Here is a 19,721-nt window from a genome sequence, read left to right on the forward strand (position 1 = left end):
CTACCCAATAAAAACGAGCGACAGGGACGATAAAGTTCCAATGCAACATACGGGACGTGCGAATGCCAAAATCGGTCTTTGCCTATATCTGGCGCCATAGTCGCCTTCAGCAGATCATCCTGACAGTGGTGACGCTGCTTTCGTTTCCGTTCCTGTATTACTCTCTCGACCTGCCCAAACAAATCGTCAACGAAGCGATTGGCGGGGCCGGTGCACCTTATGACATTCTTGGCGCTCCCCTGAACCAGATCGAATATCTGTTTGCGCTTTCGGCGATCTTTCTGTCGCTGGTTTTCGTCAATGGCGGCTTCAAATATTTCATCAATGTCTATCAGGGCGTCATGGCCGAGCGCATGTTGCGCCGGATGCGCTATGAGCTTTTTGATCGGGTTCTGCGTTTTCCCTTACCGCATTTTCGCAAAACCAGTCAGGGCGAAATCGTTTCGATGATCACCGCCGAGGCCGAACCACTGGGCGGCTTCTTTGGCGAGGCATTTTCTCTACCGCTTTATCAGGGCGGCATTCTGATTACGATTTCGGCCTTTATCTTTATTCAGGACCCGTTGATGGGAATTGCCGCGGTCGCCTTTTATCCGCTGCAGGGCTACCTGATTCCCAAACTGCAACGCCGGGTAAACCTGCTTGGCAAACAACGCGTGCAAAATGTGCGCCGGATGTCGGAACATATTGGCGAGGCAGTAGGTGGCGCCACCGATATCCGCGCCAACGATACCCGCGGGTTCGAACTGACCCACTTCACCCAGCGCCTTGGCCGGATTTTCGATATCCGCAAGGAAATCTATTACCGCAAATTCTTTATCAAGTTTCTCAATAACTTTATTGCCCAGATCACGCCGTTCTTCTTCTATTCCATTGGCGGTTATCTGGTGATCATCGGTGATCTCAGCTTCGGTGCGCTGGTTGCAGCCCTTGCCGCTTACAAGGACATGTCCGCCCCCTGGAAAGAACTTCTGGCCTATTATCAGCGCCTCGCCGATGCCAACATCAAATACGACCAGTTGCATGAACAGTTCGAACTGCCCGATCTCGGCCCGGAACATCAACTGAGCGTGAAGCAATCACCGGCACTTGCCGGCCCGCTGGATGTCAGCGCCCTGTCCTGGATTGATGATGATGGCACCCGCGTTGTAGAAAACGTGTCCTTTAACATGGCATTGCCGGGCAATGCCCTTTTGACCGGTTCTTCAGACAGCGGCAAGTCACAGCTCGCGCGTTTGCTTGCACGCATTCTTGATCCGACAACCGGACGCATTCAGTTCAGCGACCTAGACGCCACGACACTCCCGTCTTCGATCATTGGTCAACGCCTCGCCTATGTCGGGGCTGATGCCTATCTGTTTAACGGCAGCATTGCTGACAACCTGTTCTATGGCCTCAAACATCGCCCGGTCATCATTGACCAGAAGGCAGAAAAGAAAAAAACCGGCAAAGAGGTTTCCAGGCTCGAACAGAGCGCGCAACAAGCCGATGCAGACCTCAAATATCCGCTTCCGAAATTTGTTGAGGCTGTCGAACTATCTGATCCCACGGAACTGCCGTGGAAACTGACGCGTGAAATGTATGACGAGATCAGGATGTCGGGGAACATCCCTTATGATCCGTCAGCCGAGTGGATTGACTATGTAGGGCCCGGCTACAAATCCGTCGACGAATTGCAAAGTGAACTTCTGCGTCTGCTTGAAGTTGTCGGACTGGATCGTGACATTTATCGCATCGGTCTTTCACGCCGGATCAATGCCGAAGACCGCCCCGAACTTGTTGAAGCGGTTCTTGATGTCCGCCCGCGCCTTAAGGCAATCCTTGCCGAACGTCAGCTTTCCGATCTTGTCGAACCCTTTGACATCGAAAAGTACAACGACAACGCCCCTGTTGGCGTGAACCTGATGTTCGGTTCGCCGTCACGCACCGATTTCAAGCGCTTTGAATTCCTGTCCCATCCCTATATTCAGCAAAGCCTTCGCGAGAATGGCTTGTATGACAAGATGGTCAATATGGGACGCGAAACGCTTGATCTTATGATCGAACTGTTTACCGGCCTCCCCCCCGGACACGAATTTTTCGATCGCTACAGCTTCGTCTCGGCCGATGAGATTCCTGATGTCAAAAACATCCTCAAACGCACAGATGGTGTTGCGGTTGATGACATCCGTAACGAAGACCGTCTGCACCTGATTGATGTTGCCATGCAAATCACACCGGCACGTCACCGTTTGCGCGTCATAGATGATGAATTCCGTGATCTTGTCCTTAAGGCCCGACCGAAAATTCGGGCCAATCTGCCCGAAGAACTGTCCAAACATATCGACTTCTTCGAAGCAGACGGCTATGCCCCCGCCGCCCCCATCATCGACAACCTTCTGTTTGGTCGCTTCGCCTATGGCCGAGCCCATTCGGAAGAACGTGTTGGCGAGGTACTGTTTGAAATTGCCCATGAAGGCCGCCTTTATGAAGGCCTGGTCGCGCTCGGCCTTGAAAGTCAGGTTGGCGTCGGCGGCAGTCGCATGTCACAAACCCTGCGCCAGAAAATCGCTCTCGTCCGTGCCCTTATAAAAAACCCGGATCTTCTCGTCGTGGACGAAGGACTTTCTGCCCTTGATCGTGAAACCCGCGAAGGTGTTATCAATTATCTAACCGGTGAAAATGACAATACCAGCCTGATCTGGGTCGATGGTGATGATCAGGACAACGAAAAGTTCGACACATTCCTGCATATGTCGAATGGCAAGCTGGTCAAACGCCGCAGCCACAGCGAAGACGGAACAAGCGAGACCACCGAAGCCGAAGATGATGCCGCCATCTTTATGGATGGCAACATCGATCAGGAGGTCAGACTGCTTCGAACCATTCCGCTGTTTGCCGGTCTGGACCCGAGCGTCATCAAACTTCTGGCCTTTACCAGCCCGCGCCTGACCTTCAAACATGGCGAGGTTCTGGTCAAACAGGGCGATCCCGGCGACGCCGCCTTTATCGTCATATCGGGGCGCGGTGAAATCTGGCTGACCACAGAAGAACATCAGACATTGAAATTGCGCGATGTTCACGCCAAGGAAGTCATTGGTGAAATTGCCCTTCTGGTCGACGCCCCGCGGTCTGCAACCATCCGTGCGGTCGACGACATGACCGTCCTTAAACTCGATAAAACCGAGTTCCTCGGCCTGGTTCGACAGGATCAGGCGGTAGCGGTTCAGCTGATCCGTGTTCTGGCCGAAAGACTTGACCAAACCACCAGACAGCTCACCAGCCGGCACAACGATTAACGGTCATATGCGGGTCCGAAAATTTTGATATGAATAAAGTCGCCTCCATTCTGCTTGCTGCCATTCTCGCAATTGTCATGCTTGGCGGGTTTATTGCCATTCTTGGCGGCAGCATTCTGGGGGCGTTGCTGTTTGTCGTCGGAATTCCCTTTGCCTTTCCGATGTCGACCAGCATCGTTGTGCTGTTTTTTGCCGTGATCATTATTCGGACCATCATGGAAAAGCGTCGCCAGAAACGTGAAATGCAGAAATATCTGAATTCCCCAACAGACTGACATTTCAGCCCTTTCCGCATATGCGCAGAAAAAACATTCTGATTTGACCATGTGATGCGGAAAAAACCGCATCAATTGAGACAGAGTTCGGAGACCTCCTCTGAGAAACTGCTGTTAGCTTCCTTGTAGTTCAACAAACAGGCTCGACCCGATGTGTCGACCGGTTTTCAAGGAGGTCCGCATGACGGCACAATCAAAAGAACAGCGTTGCGTGTCGTTAGGCCAGCTTGCCGATCTGCGGCTGCTGCGCGAATACGCCTATATCGATGGTCGCTGGTGCTCGGCAGACAATCTTCAGGTTATCGAGGTTACCAACCCGTTCGACGGAAGCTTTATCGGCACCGTTCCGAACATGGGTGTCTTTGAAACCCGCAAGGCAATTGCTGCTGCACGCGCAGCCTTTCCGGCATGGGCAGGCTTGTTGCCACAACAACGCGCCGAGGCACTTGGCCGTTGGCATGATCTTCTGATCGAAAACAGGGAAGACCTGGCTTTGCTGATGACCCTTGAACAGGGCAAGCCGATCAATGAAGCCCGTGGTGAAATCGATTACGCGGCAAGCTTTGTCTCTTTCTATGCCGAAGAAGCAAAGCGTGTGAATGTCGAAAACATCACATCGCACCTGCCCAATCGCAACATGACGGTCAAGCGTGAACCGATTGGCGTTACCGCCGCCGTGACGCCATGGAATTTCCCCTGTGCAATGATCACGCGCAAGGCCGCCGCCGCATTGGCAGCAGGCTGCACCATGATTGTGCGTCCGGCAACCGAGACCCCGTTCTCGGCCACCGCCCTTGCCGAGCTGGCCGAACGCGCAGGTATTCCTGCAGGCGTGTTTAACGTCATCACGGGTGATCCGAACCCGGTCGTCGGCGAGCTGTGCGGCAACCCGCTGGTACGTGCATTGTCCTTCACCGGTTCGACCGAGGTTGGCCGTTTATTGCTGTCGCAGGGCGCACAAACCATCAAGAAAATGTCGATGGAACTTGGTGGCCACGCACCCTTCATCGTGTTTGATGATGTCGATATCGACGAAGCCGTCTCGCATGCGCTCAATGCAAAGTTCGCCACCAGTGGTCAGGATTGTCTTGCAGCGAACCGCATTTTTGTTCAGCGTGGAATCTATGACGCGTTCCTTGATAAATATGCCAAGGCAATCGCAGGCCTTCGGGTTGGCAACGGGATTGAGGAACATGTCGAAATCGGCCCGTTGATGCACGATCGTGCTGTGGCCAAGTGCGTTGAACATGTCGAAGATGCGCGTGCAAAGGGGGCGCGGGTTCTGATTGGCGGCAAGAAGATGGGCGGTCTGTTTTATGCCCCGACCCTTCTTGCCGATGTCACCAGCGACATGCAAATCTATCGCGAAGAAACATTCGGCCCGGTTGCCCCGGTCATGGCGTTTGATACCGAAGCCGACGTCATTGCACAGGCCAATGACAGTGAATACGGACTTGCTGCCTATCTGCTGACCAAGGACTACGACCGTGCCGCGCGCGTATCCAACGCTCTGGAATATGGCATGGTTGCCCTTAATTGCGTGAAGATCACCGGTGCCCCCATTCCGTTTGGCGGCGTCAAGCAGTCCGGTCTTGGCCGCGAAGGATCGCGCCACGGCCTCGAAGAATTTACTGAACTCAAATATGTCTGCGCCGCTTACAACGCGTAATGCGCGCTTCTTTGACCACCGCATTCACATGGGAGAAGCAAAATGAATGTCATCAAAAACACCACGGCCGACCTGCAGGAAATGGATCGGGCGCATTTCATGCATCCGTCGACCCACATGCGCCAGCACGCCGCAGGTGAAACCCCGAACCGTATCATCAACGGTGGCAAGGGCATCTATATTCACGACACCGAAGGCAAACAAACCCTTGATGCCTTTGCCGGTCTTTATTGCGTAAATATCGGCTATGGCCGTACCGAAGTCGCCGATGCGATTTATGCCCAGGCAAAGGAACTGGCCTATTACCACACCTATGTCGGTCATAGTAACGAGCCGATCATTCGCCTCTCGGACCGTATCGTCAAAAGTGCGCCTGAAGGCATGCAGCGTGTCTATTACGGAATGTCGGGATCGGATGCGAATGAAACAAATATCAAGCTGATCTGGTACTACAACAATATCCGCGGTCTGCCGCAGAAGAAAAAGATCATCTCGCGCTGGCGTGGCTATCATGGTTCGGGCATCATGACCGGCAGCCTGACCGGCCTTGCCGCATTCCACAATGCATTTGATCTTCCGCGCGCGCCCGTTCTTCATACCACCTGCCCGCACCATTACTGGAATGCCGAAGCAGGCGAAACCGAAGCCGGGTTCGCCAAGCGTTGTGCCGATGATCTTGAAAAAATGATCCTGCGCGAAGGTCCGGAAACCGTTGCCGCCTTCATTGGCGAACCGGTCATGGGTACGGGCGGCATCATCACCCCGCCAGAAGGCTATTGGGATGCCATCCAGACCGTTCTGAACAAATATGATGTGCTTCTGGTAGCTGACGAAGTTGTCACCGCGTTTGGCCGTACCGGTTCCTATTTCGGGTCGCAGCATTACGGCATGAAGCCGGACCTGATCACGATTGCCAAGGGTGTGTCGTCGGGCTACCTGCCGCTTTCGGGCGTGATCATCGGCGAACGCGTCTGGAAGGTTCTGGAACAGGGATCGGATCAGATGGGTCCGATTGGTCATGGCTGGACCTATTCGGCACATCCGGTTTGCGCCGCAGCCGCCAACGCCAACCTTGATATCGTTGATGGTGAAAACCTTACAGGCAATGCCGCAGAAACTGGCGGCTATTTCCAGCATCTCTTGCGTGAAACTTTCAAGGATCATCCGCTGGTTGGTGAAGCACGCGGTGTTGGCCTGATGGCCGCACTTGAGTTTGTTGCCGACAAAACCAAAAAAGAACGCTTTGACCCGAACGCCAAGATCGGTCCGCGCGTCTCGGCAGCCTGCCTTGAACGCGGCATGATCGCACGTGCCATGCCGCACGGTGACATTCTTGGCTTTGCACCGCCACTTTGCATCACCAAAGCCGAAATCGACAAGGTGGTCGACATCGCCAAACAGGCTGTTGATGCCGTCGCCGACGAAGTCGCAGCAGGCAAGTAGAACTGTCTGTTTCGGATAATCAAATGCCCGTCGCACCAATCTTCTTTTTGGTGCGACGGAATGACAGGGGCCGGGCCCATGACCGGCCCCTGCTTTCGTATATATCGACGATCACCGCGACCTAGCAGGTGGTCTCGTAGGTCGTACCTGTTTTGGTGGAGCTTACCTCGCAGGTGGCTTTGACACTGCCGTTCTGGCGAACTTCAATGACAAGCTCGTCCCCGTCTGGCGAGTCAGACCAGAAGGACATCACGGTCAGGGTATAACCATTCACACCCTTGACCCCGCTTGTGATCATGCGGCTGGCCGAATTGGTCAGCGCATCCCGCACCGTCACCTTCTTGCCATCGGTTGATGCTTCTTTCCATTCTGCCGAACTCAGCAAAACGCCATTTGGCGAATACACATCCGCCATCGCCGAAGATGACGGCACGGCAAGCACCAAAGCCCCCAGCAAAAGGGGCATGAACGCCATGCCAAGCGTCCATTTCCGAAAGTTAAAACAAGTCACAGTCTTTTCCTTTCATGTCAGTTAGGCCCGTTTTGTAATGCCCATGCCTTGCCAAAATCAGGCAACGGCCAGGCACATAAACGGGCCTCTCCATGACGGGACAGGATAGTGTGGTGTGACTGCTACTGGCGGGAAGAAGCTGGCGCCTCAGGAAACCAGTCCAAGGGTGGCGACGGCATTTTCGATACGCTGGTCCATGTCATCGGTCACAAAAACGCTTTCACCCAGACAGAAATAGGATAACTGCAGGCTACCGGTCAGCATGTTCAGAAAATATTCTCCCAGCTGTCGGGACGAAACAGCGCGCAGATGGTCGGGCAAATCAAGGGCTGCAATCAATCGCGATGCTGCCCCGTATGTCCGCTCTGGCCCGGCTTCCCAGAATATCTGTCCCAGTTCCGGATGCTTAGATGCACGGGCCACCACATAGCGATGCAGATCCATCACGTTACGGTTCAGAACCCCGTGGGCAAATGCCGTACCGATCGCAATCATCGTTGTCCGTGGATTGTCGGGATCGGGTACAATGTCTTCAAGCGGATCACGGGCGCGCTCGCAAAGCCACGCAACCATCGCACGTTCCAGCCCGGTCTTGTCTCCGAAATACCGGTAGATGGTTGCCTTGGATGTACCTGATCGCTGGGCAATACGATCAACAGCCGTGCTGTCATCGCGCATATCAAGAAGTTCCTGCGCTGCCGCCTCAAGAATACGGTCGAAGCGTTCCTGTTGTTTGGGAGTCGTTGGCAGGCGCACGGCGTTTGCCTTTCGTTAATCCGGTTGGACACATCCCCGAATGCACAGCACGGCAATGTGGGCGGTCAGTTTCGACCAGAAACGCGAAACGGGACAGTTTCGTTTTTGCAAATTCCCTTTTATTGCCATGACCGACATTGCCACAACTTATCATTTGCCAAAATTGAAACTGAACGGTACAGTTTCGAAATTGGAGATCAAAATTAACATGAATAGGGATCATCTTCATGAACAATTTACCGCGCATTTGCTGGACAAGTTCGGCTCTCATCGCACTTGCCGGAATGCTTTGGGGGCTGCAAATGGCGATTAGCGGAGACCACAGCAACCTTGCCGCACATGCCCATCTCAGCCTTCTGGGATGGGTCAGTCTGGCGCTATATGGCACCTATTATCATCTGGCTGGTGTCACCTGTCTTCGTCTGGCCCGCCTGCAGGTTCTGTTTGCCATTCCCGGCTCGATTATCATGGGAATCGGCATTGCCATCGCCCATCAGACCGGCGCCGAAGAACTGGCAAAGGCAGGATCGCTGATGGTGATCATCTCGGCCGCCCTGTTTGCTGCCATCACGCTTACGAGTCCGCTTCGCATCAATAATGGTGGCTAACTGCCCCTCCACGAGCAAACCCCGCGAACAACCCCCGCGAACAACCCCCACGAGCAAACTCTGCAGAAAAGAAACCCCCGCAAATCCGATTTGCGGGGGTTTTGCAATTCAGGTCGTATAAGGGGCAGAACCCTTACATTGCCGTACCGAATTCCTTGCGCAGGGAGTCGAGAACTTCCTTGGTGTCACCACCAACTTCCTCAACCAGCGATGCGCCAATGCCTTTGGACGCTTCCTTGAAAGCAGCGCGCTGCTGGTCATTCAGACGAATGACTTCAATGTCAGGCTTGGCTTTCTTGATGCGCTCAAGTGCAGAATCGTTGGCTTTCTTCTGGGCTTCGTAAATGAAGTCATCCAGTTCGGCCTTCACTTCTGCAAGCATCGCTTTGCGCTCGTCCGACAGACCTGCATAGAAATCGGCATTTGACACAACGGTGGTCGTGTATTGCTGCTGACCGGCATAAATCAGGTAGTCGGTAACTTCATAGAATTTTGCACTTTCGATGAAGAAGATCGGGTTGACCTGGGCGTCGATAACGCTGGTCTGAAGACCCGAATAAACTTCGCCCCATGGCAGTGCAACCGGATCCGAACCAAACGATTTATAAGTCTCGATCAGAATCGGCGAGGTCATCACACGGAATTTCACACCATCGAAATCAGCCGGCTCCTTGACTTCTTTCTTGGTGGTCCAGACCATTTCACCTTCCGGATACATGGTATAGAGCTTAAGCCCCTTGGACTCGAAATCCTTACCCAGACCATCATAAATGGTCGGGCTGCCTGAAAGGACTTTCTTGTTCACGTCGTTGTCCTGCGACAACAGATACGGAACACCAAAGACCTGAATTTCCGGAACGAACGTACCGAGATGGCCCGGCGACGCGTTCGAGAACTGAACCGCACCCGCGGCCGTCAGTTCCGTAATGTCATTTTCAGTACCAAGCTGACCATAGGTGTAGATGGTAACCGTCACATCACCATTGGTCTTCTCTTCCACCAGGCGTTTGAATTCCTGGGCATAAAGGTCCTGAACATCACCAGGGCTTTCCTCGTGGGCGAATTTCCATTCTTCAGCATGGACAGCGGTCCCGGCTACTGCGAACAGGGCGGCAGCAGACAGGGTCGCCTTTAAGAGTTTGTTCAAACTCATATCGAAGTCTCCCTTATTGTTACGCGCAACGACCGAGTATTGACCCGGAATCAGGGGCGTTTAGTTGGCACATCAATGTCATGAACGCGCAAAGTGTTGAAATGTTCCTGCATCAGGTCAATGTTAGTTTTGTTTCATGACAAAATAACATTGACGTCTACACATTAACCCGCAGCTCATGTTAGGGTTCGGCAAAACACAGAGGGTGGGAATCGAACCATGTGGCTGCCAGACATCAATCTCAGCGGCGAAACAGGCCCGAAATACAAGGCATTGGTCGAAGCGATCATCACCGACATCGAATCGGGTCGCTTGCGTCACGATGTCCGGATGCCGACGCATCGCGAACTGGCCTATCGCCTGAAAGTCAGCGTCCAGACAGTAAGTGCGGCCTATAAGGAAGTCGAAAGACAGGGCTATTTGCGCTCCGAACGGCGACGCGGGACCTTTGTTCAGGCCCGCCTGACCGACCGGGCTTCGACCTTCATTCTTGATAGCCGCCAGCCTGACCTGATCGATCTTTCGATCGTGCGCGCAGCCTATACCGATTTTCACAATGACCTGTCACGCCAGGTCCACGCACGCCTTGCCGAAGAACCCCATCATGGCTGGATGGAAAGCTGCCGACCGGTTGCCGGGTTCGAATATCACCGTGAAATCGGCCGCACATGGCTTGCCGGATATGGCGTTGATGTTGCCATTCCCAACCTGCTGGTGACCAACGGCGCGGCACAGGGCGTCTTTACGGCCCTTGCCACAGTTGTGCAGCCTGATGATGTTGTCCTGACCGAAAGCCTGACCGATCATGGCGTGATCGGAACGGCCAGTATCCTGCGCTTCAAGCTTGGTGCCCTGCCAACCGATGACGAAGGCATCCTGCCTGACGCCTTTGAACGGGAATGTCAGCATCGACAGATCCGTGCGCTTGTCGTCACACCGGTTTTCACCAATCCGACCAACTGTCTGATGGGTCTTGAACGCCGTAAAAAGATCGCCGAGATTGCCGAACATTACGGTGTCTATGTGATAGAAGACGACGTCTATCGCCCGCTTCTGGAACAGAACCTGCCGCCCATCACAAGCTTCCTGCCCAAACTCGGTTTCCATGTTTCAAGCCTGACCAAGATCGTCATGCCCGGCCTTCGGACCGGTTTTCTGACCGTGCCACAGCACCTTTCGATTCGTGCCAGCAGCGTTTTGCGTGTCACCGGATGGATGGGGACTCCATTGATGGCCGAGATCGGGGCACGCTGGATTGCCGATGGAACCGTCGAACAGGCCGTTACGGTCCAGCGTGCCCTGATGCGCGAAAGACAGGCCCTTGTCGCAGAGGTTTTGGGAAGTGCAGTTGTGCGCCATCACCCGACATCGCTCAGCGCCTGGGTCCGAATTCCGGCCCACTGGCAGGAAGAATGGTTCGCCTCTGAATTGCGTAAAAACGGCATTGCCGTCACGATTTCCGACCCGTTCATGACGGTCAAGGTTCCCCGCCCGAATGCCATCCGCATCTGCCTTGGTGGTGCGCCTGACACCCCGACCCTGCATCACGCCCTGATGCAAATCCGCCATACGATGGAACAGATGCCCGGGGTCCATGCCTTCGACGTTATGTATTGATTTTTGTGTCATGACAAAAATCTGATTGAACCGCGACAAAGCGTTTTTATTCTGACCAAACCGGCGCGAAGCGAACGACAACACGTGTGGGAGGGAACCATTCACCGCACAGCACGTTCTGCAACAATGTCTCGCACGCGCATCAAGGAGGTCGTATGTCAGGTTCTAACGGGGAGACCCCCGCCCCGAGTGGCGGGGTGCTGGGCATTCTGAAACATCTTGATGACGGATTATCCGTGATCGAGCGCCAGCTTCTGGGGTGGAGCATCGTGATCATGGCGGTCAATACCGTCGCCAACGTGATCATGCGTCTCGGGTTCAGTTCGAGCATCTTCTTTTCCGAAGAGCTCAATCAGTTTCTGATTATTCTTGTTACTTTTGTCGGCATTAGCGAGGCGGCCCGCATGGGGCGCCACATTCGCATGTCGGCCTTTACCGATATGCTTGGCCCGAAGTCGGGCAAGATCATGATGATTATCATCACCACGGGCACCGCATGCCTTCTGTTCCTGCTGGCCTGGTATTCTGTTGATTATGTGATGTCGCTGATCAAGTCGAACCGACTGACACCGGCCTTGCGCATTCCCTATTACTTCACCGTCCTCTGGGTTCCGTTCGGTCTGACCGTTACCGGCATTCAGTTCCTGTTCGCTGCTGCGACGAACATCTTCAAACCCGGCACGCATCTGTCCTATCGGGTCGAAGACACGTTCGAAGCCGAAGATCATCACCTGTAAGGAGGACGGAAAAATGGATTTAGGAACCTCAATCCTTCTGGTGATGCTGGTCCTGCTGGTACTCGGCTTCCCGATGATGGTCCCGCTTGCGACTGCCAGTGTTGTGGCATTCGCCTTTTACATGCCCATTCCCGAACGCATTCTGATCCAGCAAATGGTGACGGGCATCTCGCCTGTTGCCCTGATTGCCGTGCCGATGTTCATCTTTGCCGCTGACATCGTGACAAAGGGCCATACAGCCAACCGGCTGATTGATCTGGCCATGACCTTTGTCGGCCATGTCCGGGGCGGTCTTGCCGTGACCACCGCACTTGGTTGCACAATGTTCGGCGCGGTGTCTGGGTCAACACAGGCCACCGTGGTCGCCATGGGCGGACCGCTGCGCCCCAAGATGCTCAAGGCCGGTTACGAAGACAAATTCGCCATCGCACTGATCATTAACGCCAGTGACATTGCCTTTCTGATCCCGCCATCCATTGGCATGATCGTCTTTGGCGTCGTTGGCAAAGTCTCGATTGGCGAACTGTTCCTCGCAGGCATCGGTCCGGGCATTCTGATCCTGATCATGTTCTCGCTTTACTGCATGTATTACGCCAAAAAGCACAACATCCCGACCATTCCGCGCATGACCTGGGCGGAACGCGGTCGTGCTGTGATCAATGCCGGTCCTGCCATCATGTTCCCGGTTCTGATCGTCGGCGGCATCTATCTGGGCTGGGTCAGCCCGACCGAGGTCGCAGCGGTCGCCGTGGTCTATGCCATCATCCTTGAAGTGATCATTTTCAAATCGGTCAAATGGTCCGAGCTTCTTGAAATCGCGCGATCAACAGGCCTGATCACGGCTGTTGTGTTTATTCTGGTTGGCGCAGGCACGACATTCTCGTTTGTGATTTCCTTTGCCCAGATTCCGCAACATGTGATCGGTGCCCTGGGTCTTGAAGGGGCACATCCCTATGTCATTCTGGCGGCGATCTGCATCGCCTTCTTTGTCGGCTGCATGTTTGTTGACCCGATTGTCGTCATTCTGGTTCTGACCCCGATCTTCATGCCGCTGGTCAATGCTGCCGGTCTGGACCCGGTTCTGGTCGGCACACTGGTTACCTTGCAGGTCGCCATCGGGTCAGCCACACCGCCATTCGGGTGCGATATCTTTACGGCAATTGCGATCTTCAGGCGACCCTATGCCGAGGTCATTCGCGGAACGCCACCTTTCATTTTCATGCTGCTGCTTGCAGCCGTGATTCTGATTTTCATTCCGCAAATCGCATTGTTCCTGCCCGAGCTTGCCTTCCACTAGGCAAAGCCGGAACAGGACCGGGACGTCCCGGAAACATACTCGATAACAAGTGAAACCGGGGTGGTCCCCACTTGCCAACAGGACCACCCCATCCATGGAGTTCAGGATGATGTCCGTATCCCCAGCGGTCACGCCAGAGCCGGTAGACCTGCCCTATTTTCCAGACCCCGTTGGACCTGCGGGAAAGATCGGGCTGATCACACTGGCGACTGACTTCAATAGCGAGGATGACCTGCGCAACATCCTGCCCGATGATGTGCGCCTGTTCACCACACGCATCGAAAATGCCAATCCGGTCACCGTTGAGAACCTGCGTTCAATGGCAGCCGATCTGCCGCGCGCGGCACGGACCCTGATGCCCGGTTACGGCGTTGATGTTGTTATTTTCGGCTGCACATCGGGAACAGCTGTTACCGGATCGGACAAGATCGCCGAACTGATCAATCAGGGAATGCCCGGCGTGCGCGTCACCAATCCGATGCTTGCAAGCGAACTGGCATTGCGTGCTGTGGGTGCGCAAAAAATTGCCATCGTCACCCCCTATCTTGCCGAAGTAACGCAATCGGTTGCCGATGGCTTTACCGCCAGGGGCTTTGAGGCCACCCGGATGATGGGATTTGGCCTTGATAGCGATCTTGATATGACCGCTTTGCCGCCAAGTGCCCTGCTTGAAGCAGCCTTGAAGGTCGATACACCCGATGCCGATGCTGTGTTCATTTCCTGCACCGCCATTCGGTCTGCCGAAATTGCCGCCAAAGCCGAACAGCAACTCGGCAAACCGGTGATCACCAGCAATCAGGCCCTGATCTGGCATGCGCTTCATCTGCTTGGCTATGACAAACCGGTCACAGGGTTCGGAACCCTGTTTGACCATGCCCCACAACCCGAAGAACAAGTCGAGGCCTCATGAAAGACCCCATCACATTTGCGGATGTTCTTTCTGCCCGCAAAACCATTGCGGGTCATGTGATCCATACGCCGTTGCGTCCGTCCACCGCCCTTTCCGAACAGGTGGGCAGCCCGGTCTGGCTCAAATGTGAACAGCAACAATATACCGGCAGCTTCAAGCTGCGCGGTGCGGCCAATGCCGTATTGCGCTTGAGCGATGCCCAGAAGGCCAAAGGCGTTGTGGGTGTATCCACGGGCAATTATGGTCGCGCCCTTGCCTATGCGGCGCGCAATGCCGGGGTGCGCTCGGTGATTTGCATGTCCGAGCTGGTCCCGCAAAACAAGGTTGATGGTATCCGCGCCCAAGGGGCAGAAGTCCGCATCATCGGCCGGTCACAGGATGAAGCCCAGCACGAGGTTGATCGCCTTGTTAAGGAAGACGGCATGACCATGCTGCCGCCCTTTGACCATGCCGACATCATTGCAGGTCAGGGGACATTGGGCCTTGAGGTGATCGAAGCCCTGCCAGACGTTGACACCCTTCTGGTGCCACTGTCAGGTGGCGGGCTTCTGGCCGGTGTGGCGCTGGTGGCCAAATCGATCAATCCGGGCATCCGGGTGGTTGGCATTTCGATGGAACGCGGCTGCGCGATGATCACAAGCCTTCAGGAAGGCAAACCCACCGCAGTCCGGGAACTTCCAACCCTTGCCGACAGCCTTGGCGGCGGCATTGGTGAAAACAATCAATACACCTTCGATATGTGTGCTGATCTGACCGACGATTTCGTTCTGGTCAATGAAGCCCAGATTGCCGATGGCATTCGCGCCGCCTACCACGATGACCAGCAGGTGATCGAGGGGGCAGGTGCCGTTGGTGTCGCAGCCCTGCGTGCCGGACTGGTTGATAATCCCGGCCAGACGGTTGTTCTGACCACGGGCTGCAATATCGACATGGCATTGCATAAACGCATTGCTGGCGGCGAAGACGTCGACCTGATGGCGGAGTAACCGATATGCCCCAAATCAGAATTCTGACCGAAAGCGACCTTCGCAAGGTGATTGATCTTGATATGGATGCGATCACCTGTGTCGAAAACGCCTTTCATGCGCTGGCGACCAGGGATGTCCGCATGCCGCCGATCCTGCGTCTGGATATCGACGAATATAATGGCGAGGTCGATGTCAAAACCGCCTATGTTCCGGGCCTTGACGGCTTTGCCATCAAAATAAGCCCGGGCTTTTTTGACAATCCGAAACTGGGTCTGCCATCGGTCAATGGCATGATGAACCTGTTTTCATCAAAAACCGGCATGCTTGAAGCCGTCCTGCTCGATAACGGCTATCTGACCGATATCCGCACCGCCGCCGCCGGTGGTGTGGCGGCAAAGCACCTTGCACGACCTGATGCCAGACATGCCGCAATTTTCGGCGCCGGTGTTCAGGCCCGCTTGCAGCTTAGGGCGCTGACGCTGGTGCGCGATATTACCTCGGCAACCATCTGGGCGCGCGACATCGCCAAGGCCGAAGCCTGCGCCAAGGCAGCTTCACGGGAACTTGGCATTCCGGTTACGGCCACCACCGATGGCAAGGAGGCGGCATCGGGTGCCGACATCATTGTCACCACCACCCCGGCCCGTGAACCGGTTCTGATGGCCGACTGGGTTGCCGCTGGCACCCATGTCACGGCCATGGGGTCGGATGCCGAACACAAAAACGAAATCGATCCTGCCCTGATTGGCAAGGCAGACCTTTATGTCTGCGACAGTCAGGCGCAAACACGCATCCTTGGCGAACTTCATCATGCCATTGATGCCGGAATTGTCGGTAAGGACGACACATTCCCCGAACTTGGACAGGTCATCGCCAAATCTGCTGCGGGAAGAACATCTGCCACGCAGATGACGGTCTGTGACCTGACCGGAACCGGTGTCCAGGACACCGCAATCGCCACCCTCGCCCGCGAACGCTGCGACGCAGCCAACGCTGGTGTCGAGATATCGTCTTAACAACACAAGGAACATGGGTCAGGAAAAACTGAAACCCGCCTTTTTTGGAGGCCTGCGATGAGCCAGGTTGAATTGAATTTCACGCGCGAGGAATATGCCGAGCGTCTGGAGAAAACCAAAAACGCCATGGTGGAGAAGGGTCTTGATCTTTTGATCGTGACCGATCCGTCAAACATGGCCTGGCTGACCGGCTATGATGGCTGGTCCTTTTATGTCCATCAATGTGTGCTTGTCCCGATCGAAGACGACCCGATCTGGTTCGGGCGATCCCAGGACGCCAATGGCGCAAAGCGCACGGTCTATATGACCCATGATCGCATCATTCCCTATGCCGATTACTATGTGCAATCGACCACCCATCACCCGATGGATTACCTTGCCGAGGTGATCGAGCATCGCGGTTGGGGGGCGCGCAGGATCGGTGTGGAAATGGATAACTACTATTTCTCTGCCAAGGCTTTCCTTCAGCTTCAAACGCATCTGCCAAACGCCAAATTCACCGATGCAACCGCACTGGTGAACTGGCAGCGCGCCGTAAAATCCGAAACCGAGATTTTCTATATGCGCCAGGCCGCACGCATCGTCGAAAACATGCATGAACGCATTTTCGAAATCGTCGAGCCGGGCATGCGCAAGAACGAACTGGTTGCTGAAATCTTCCGTACCGGCATCGCTGGCATTGACGGGATTGGCGGGGATTACCCGGCAATTGTGCCGTTGCTGCCATCCGGACAGGATGCCAGCGCCCCGCATCTGACCTGGGATGAAAAACCCATTCCGGGCAATGCCGGGACATTCTTCGAGATTGCCGGATGCTACAAGCGCTATCACGCGCCGCTTTCGCGCACGATCTATCTTGGCGATCCCGATCAGCGTTTCCTTGATGCCGAAAACGCCCTGATCGAAGGCCTTCAGGCCGGACTGGAAGCCGCAAAGCCGGGGAATGTCTGCGAAGATATCGCACTTGCCTTCTTTGGCGTTCTTCAGAAATACGGCATCGAAAAAGACAGTCGCTGTGGCTATCCGATCGGTCTTTCCTATCCGCCAGACTGGGGCGAACGCACCATGAGCCTGCGTCCCGGTGATCGCACGGTTCTTGAACCGGGCATGACATTCCACTTCATGCCCGGCCTCTGGTTTGATGACTGGGGGATCGAGATCACCGAAAGCATGATGATCACGGAGACCGGCAGCAAAACACTGACCAGTTATCCGCGCCAGCTGTTCGTCAAGAACTAGCTCGATCAACGCCGCACCGGATCATTTGTGAAACACCAGATATCCGGTGCCCGATACCACAGCCCGGGAACGACGGTCGCGTGACCGGGCTTTTTTCAAGGATACGGCCATGACAAAACCATCACCCATCAGCCCGACGATCCCGCTTGATCAGGATGGCGTCCATCACGGCTTTTTAAAGCTGCCCTATTCGCGCGACGATTCCGCATGGGGGGCCGTGATGATCCCGATCACGGTTGTTCAAAATGGCGATGGCCCCACTGCCCTTTTGACCGGTGGCAACCATGGTGACGAATATGAAGGGCTGGTATCGCTTTTCAAACTGGCAGGGTCGCTTGAACCCGCAGATATCCGCGGGCGCGTGATCATCCTGCCTGCCATGAACTATCCGGCATTTCGCAGTGCGTCGCGCACCTCCCCGATTGATGCAGGCAACATGAACCGGTCCTATCCCGGCAAGCCTGATGGCACCGTGACGCAAAAAATTGCGGATTATATCCTGCGCTATCTGGTGCCCGGGGCCGATATCGTTCTTGATATCCATTCCGGCGGCAAGACGCTTGATTTCATCCCGTTTGCGGCGGCCCATGTCCTGCCTGACAAGGAACAGGAAGCCCGTTGCGTTGCCGCGATGAAGGCTTTTGGCGCCCCCTATGCCATGATGATGCTTGAACTTGATGCGGTTGGCATGTTTGACACCGTGGTCGAGGAAGCAGGCAAAACCTTTGTCACCACCGAACTGGGGGGTGGCGGGTCAACCACCGCAGAACGGGTTGCCATTGCTGATCGCGGTGTGCGCAACATCCTGATCCATGCGGGCATCATGTCAGGTGATATCGATCCTGCACCGGATGGCACCACCATGCTTGATATGCCTGATGACAATTGCTTTGTCGCATCCGAGGCAACCGGCCTGTTCGAACCCTGTGTTGATTTGGGTGCCATGGTCAGGAAGGGTGATCTGATTGCCCGCATCTATGATGTTGAACGCACTGGCACAGAACCACGTGAATATCATGCCCCGCGCGATGGTATTCTATCGTGTCGTCACTTCCCCGGGCTGATCAAGACGGGGGACTGTCTGGCCGTGATTGCCGAGGTACTCTGACCATGGTCAGGCTTGACGAGCTGGATCTGAAAATCCTCAAAACCCTGCAACGCGAAGGGCGCATCACCAAGGTCAAGCTGGCCGAGGCGGTGAACCTTTCGCCAAGTCCGTGCTGGGAACGCCTGAAACGCCTTGAAGACCTTGGCGTCATTTCCGGATATCACGCCCATATCAATCTGGAAAAACTGGTCAAACCGACATTGGTGATGACCGAAGTCACCCTGCGTCATCACCAGCATGCCGATTTCGAAATCTTCGAAAAGGCCGTGCAGGACATCCCCGAAATCATCGAATGCTATGCGCTTGGCGGCGGGGTCGATTACATGCTCAAGGTGCTGTGCCATGACGTTGATGCCTATCAGCGCCTGATCGACCGGTTGCTGGTGTCCGATATCGGGATTGACCGGTATTTCACCTATATCGTCACCAAAAAGGTCAAAATGATCTCGATCATCCCGGTCGAAAATCTCGTTGCTCCGCCGGAACGCAAATAACTAATTTTTTTTGGGCAGGTGAACCACTTGATCACCTGCCCAAAACTTTTAACCGCCAAATGCGTCCGACACATCAGCGGGTTCCACATCCGCAAATATTCTACGAAACTTCAAGTCAGCAATACGCCCCTGATTTATTCGGTAATCGGCAGCAATTTCTGCATATTTGTCACCGCGAGCAATCCTTGCTTTGATGACCGCAATCTCGGCACGTGAAAGGTGTTTCATTTTTACATCCTTCGATTGGAGTTCAGAAGAACGCAGCGCTGCTAAAATCGATATTGACGATGCGGCACTTCCAATCAATGAATGAAAAGTAACGTGGGACTTGAACCACCATCTTAACCAGCTGTGATTCAATAAAGATTGCTGTCCCACGTTAGATATCATGGACAATTTCGCCTTAAACTAACCGATCAGATCGGTATAGTTTCTATTTTCTCATATTTGTTTTCAATAACGCCTGGCATCTGTTAAGTCCGCGGCAACAATGTCCGGGAATATCCGACCAAACTTCAAATCGGCAATACGGCCTTGGTTAATTCGATAATCAGCCGCAATTTCTGCGTACTTGTCTCCACGTAAAATGCGACCTTTGATTACGGCAATTTCTGCTTTGGATAGATGTTTCATTCTTAGATC

The 19,721-nt window shown here is 54.5% G+C and carries 19 protein-coding genes; 14 read left to right on the top strand and 5 right to left on the bottom strand.

What is annotated here, in order from left to right; genetic code table 11:
* Nucleotides 1–62 precede the first annotated feature (62 nt).
* From ACTU44_RS19425 to ACTU44_RS19440, 4 genes are all read left to right on the top strand, one after another.
* Entirely contained in the window at nt 63–3,278 is a 3,216-nt protein-coding gene (locus ACTU44_RS19425) for an ABC transporter transmembrane domain-containing protein (protein ID WP_462096150.1), read from the top strand.
* Between the two features lie 29 nt (nt 3,279–3,307).
* Nucleotides 3,308–3,553 carry a hypothetical protein gene (locus ACTU44_RS19430; RefSeq protein ID WP_114098217.1) on the top strand — a complete coding sequence of 82 codons (246 nt, stop codon included), beginning with the start codon at nt 3,308–3,310 and terminating at the stop codon, nt 3,551–3,553.
* A 181-nt stretch (nt 3,554–3,734) separates the two neighbouring features.
* Nucleotides 3,735–5,222: an NAD-dependent succinate-semialdehyde dehydrogenase gene (locus tag ACTU44_RS19435; RefSeq protein WP_462096151.1), complete on the top strand. Its 1,488-nt coding sequence runs from the start codon at nt 3,735–3,737 to the stop codon at nt 5,220–5,222.
* A gap of 42 nt (nt 5,223–5,264) precedes the next feature.
* A complete protein-coding gene (locus ACTU44_RS19440) occupies nt 5,265–6,665 on the top strand; it encodes an aspartate aminotransferase family protein (protein ID WP_114098216.1) in 1,401 nt (466 codons plus the stop codon).
* A gap of 121 nt (nt 6,666–6,786) precedes the next feature.
* Here the strand turns inward: ACTU44_RS19440 and ACTU44_RS19445 are convergent, their stop codons facing one another.
* Nucleotides 6,787–7,140: a hypothetical protein gene (locus tag ACTU44_RS19445; protein WP_114098215.1), complete on the bottom strand. Its 354-nt coding sequence runs from the start codon at nt 7,138–7,140 to the stop codon at nt 6,787–6,789.
* 183 nt (nt 7,141–7,323) lie between these two features.
* Nucleotides 7,324–7,932, bottom strand: coding sequence for a TetR/AcrR family transcriptional regulator (locus ACTU44_RS19450; protein ID WP_462096152.1), 609 nt, complete (start codon nt 7,930–7,932; stop codon nt 7,324–7,326).
* A 227-nt stretch (nt 7,933–8,159) separates the two neighbouring features.
* On the opposite strand from ACTU44_RS19450, the gene ACTU44_RS19455 reads away from it, so the two are divergent.
* On the top strand, nt 8,160–8,540 hold the full coding sequence (locus tag ACTU44_RS19455) for a hypothetical protein (protein ID WP_462096153.1): 381 nt from the start codon (nt 8,160–8,162) through the stop codon (nt 8,538–8,540).
* Nucleotides 8,541–8,673: 133 nt separating this feature from the next.
* Here ACTU44_RS19455 and ACTU44_RS19460 read toward each other — a convergent pair whose 3' ends face one another.
* Complete coding sequence (locus ACTU44_RS19460) at nt 8,674–9,693, bottom strand: TRAP transporter substrate-binding protein (RefSeq protein ID WP_114098212.1); 1,020 nt, start codon at nt 9,691–9,693, stop codon at nt 8,674–8,676.
* Nucleotides 9,694–9,912: 219 nt separating this feature from the next.
* On the opposite strand from ACTU44_RS19460, the gene ehuR reads away from it, so the two are divergent.
* From ehuR to ACTU44_RS19505, 9 genes are all read left to right on the top strand, one after another.
* Complete coding sequence (ehuR, locus tag ACTU44_RS19465; protein WP_114098211.1) at nt 9,913–11,310, top strand: MocR-like ectoine utilization transcription factor EhuR; 1,398 nt, start codon at nt 9,913–9,915, stop codon at nt 11,308–11,310.
* 155 nt (nt 11,311–11,465) lie between these two features.
* Complete coding sequence (locus ACTU44_RS19470) at nt 11,466–12,047, top strand: TRAP transporter small permease (RefSeq protein ID WP_258548691.1); 582 nt, start codon at nt 11,466–11,468, stop codon at nt 12,045–12,047.
* Nucleotides 12,048–12,060: 13 nt separating this feature from the next.
* Complete coding sequence (locus ACTU44_RS19475; RefSeq protein WP_114098209.1) at nt 12,061–13,344, top strand: TRAP transporter large permease; 1,284 nt, start codon at nt 12,061–12,063, stop codon at nt 13,342–13,344.
* 106 nt (nt 13,345–13,450) lie between these two features.
* Nucleotides 13,451–14,254 (top strand): maleate cis-trans isomerase family protein, encoded by an 804-nt coding sequence (locus tag ACTU44_RS19480; protein ID WP_462096154.1) that lies wholly within the window; start codon nt 13,451–13,453, stop codon nt 14,252–14,254.
* On the top strand, nt 14,251–15,240 hold the full coding sequence (gene eutB, locus ACTU44_RS19485) for a hydroxyectoine utilization dehydratase EutB (protein ID WP_462096155.1): 990 nt from the start codon (nt 14,251–14,253) through the stop codon (nt 15,238–15,240). Before ACTU44_RS19480 ends, eutB begins: the two co-directional genes overlap by 4 nt.
* A 5-nt stretch (nt 15,241–15,245) precedes the next feature.
* Nucleotides 15,246–16,238, top strand: a complete 993-nt coding sequence (eutC, locus tag ACTU44_RS19490) for an ectoine utilization protein EutC (protein ID WP_462096156.1) — start codon at nt 15,246–15,248, stop codon at nt 16,236–16,238.
* A 57-nt stretch (nt 16,239–16,295) separates the two neighbouring features.
* Entirely contained in the window at nt 16,296–17,477 is a 1,182-nt protein-coding gene (doeA, locus tag ACTU44_RS19495; protein WP_114098205.1) for an ectoine hydrolase DoeA, read from the top strand.
* 109 nt (nt 17,478–17,586) lie between these two features.
* A complete protein-coding gene (gene doeB / locus ACTU44_RS19500; protein WP_114098204.1) occupies nt 17,587–18,585 on the top strand; it encodes a N(2)-acetyl-L-2,4-diaminobutanoate deacetylase DoeB in 999 nt (332 codons plus the stop codon).
* A gap of 2 nt (nt 18,586–18,587) precedes the next feature.
* On the top strand, nt 18,588–19,079 hold the full coding sequence (locus tag ACTU44_RS19505; RefSeq protein ID WP_462096157.1) for an Lrp/AsnC family transcriptional regulator: 492 nt from the start codon (nt 18,588–18,590) through the stop codon (nt 19,077–19,079).
* Nucleotides 19,080–19,127: 48 nt separating this feature from the next.
* On the opposite strand, the gene ACTU44_RS19510 is transcribed toward ACTU44_RS19505, so the two are convergent.
* Entirely contained in the window at nt 19,128–19,469 is a 342-nt protein-coding gene (locus ACTU44_RS19510; protein WP_462096158.1) for a hypothetical protein, read from the bottom strand.
* Nucleotides 19,470–19,532: 63 nt separating this feature from the next.
* Complete coding sequence (locus ACTU44_RS19515) at nt 19,533–19,712, bottom strand: hypothetical protein (RefSeq protein WP_462096159.1); 180 nt, start codon at nt 19,710–19,712, stop codon at nt 19,533–19,535.
* Nucleotides 19,713–19,721: the final 9 nt, after the last annotated feature.

It is taken from the genome of Thalassospira sp. SM2505 (assembly GCF_054901115.1).

Excerpts from the sequence above, each read along its gene's own strand:
- ACTU44_RS19455 (WP_462096153.1), top strand. The coding sequence starts at position 8,160 with ATGAACAATTTACCGCGCATTTGCTGGACAAGTTCGGCTCTCATCGCA.
- ACTU44_RS19430 (WP_114098217.1), top strand. The coding sequence starts at position 3,308 with ATGAATAAAGTCGCCTCCATTCTGCTTGCTGCCATTCTCGCAATTGTC.
- eutC (WP_462096156.1), top strand. The coding sequence starts at position 15,246 with ATGCCCCAAATCAGAATTCTGACCGAAAGCGACCTTCGCAAGGTGATT.
- ACTU44_RS19510 (WP_462096158.1), bottom strand. The coding sequence starts at position 19,469 with ATGATATCTAACGTGGGACAGCAATCTTTATTGAATCACAGCTGGTTA.
- ACTU44_RS19440 (WP_114098216.1), top strand. The coding sequence starts at position 5,265 with ATGAATGTCATCAAAAACACCACGGCCGACCTGCAGGAAATGGATCGG.
- ACTU44_RS19425 (WP_462096150.1), top strand. The coding sequence starts at position 63 with ATGCCAAAATCGGTCTTTGCCTATATCTGGCGCCATAGTCGCCTTCAG.
- ACTU44_RS19445 (WP_114098215.1), bottom strand. The coding sequence starts at position 7,140 with ATGGCGTTCATGCCCCTTTTGCTGGGGGCTTTGGTGCTTGCCGTGCCG.
- eutB (WP_462096155.1), top strand. The coding sequence starts at position 14,251 with ATGAAAGACCCCATCACATTTGCGGATGTTCTTTCTGCCCGCAAAACC.
- ACTU44_RS19460 (WP_114098212.1), bottom strand. The coding sequence starts at position 9,693 with ATGAGTTTGAACAAACTCTTAAAGGCGACCCTGTCTGCTGCCGCCCTG.
- ACTU44_RS19435 (WP_462096151.1), top strand. The coding sequence starts at position 3,735 with ATGACGGCACAATCAAAAGAACAGCGTTGCGTGTCGTTAGGCCAGCTT.
- doeB (WP_114098204.1), top strand. The coding sequence starts at position 17,587 with ATGACAAAACCATCACCCATCAGCCCGACGATCCCGCTTGATCAGGAT.
- doeA (WP_114098205.1), top strand. The coding sequence starts at position 16,296 with ATGAGCCAGGTTGAATTGAATTTCACGCGCGAGGAATATGCCGAGCGT.
- ACTU44_RS19470 (WP_258548691.1), top strand. The coding sequence starts at position 11,466 with ATGTCAGGTTCTAACGGGGAGACCCCCGCCCCGAGTGGCGGGGTGCTG.
- ACTU44_RS19505 (WP_462096157.1), top strand. The coding sequence starts at position 18,588 with ATGGTCAGGCTTGACGAGCTGGATCTGAAAATCCTCAAAACCCTGCAA.
- ACTU44_RS19475 (WP_114098209.1), top strand. The coding sequence starts at position 12,061 with ATGGATTTAGGAACCTCAATCCTTCTGGTGATGCTGGTCCTGCTGGTA.
- ACTU44_RS19515 (WP_462096159.1), bottom strand. The coding sequence starts at position 19,712 with ATGAAACATCTATCCAAAGCAGAAATTGCCGTAATCAAAGGTCGCATT.
- ACTU44_RS19480 (WP_462096154.1), top strand. The coding sequence starts at position 13,451 with ATGATGTCCGTATCCCCAGCGGTCACGCCAGAGCCGGTAGACCTGCCC.
- ehuR (WP_114098211.1), top strand. The coding sequence starts at position 9,913 with ATGTGGCTGCCAGACATCAATCTCAGCGGCGAAACAGGCCCGAAATAC.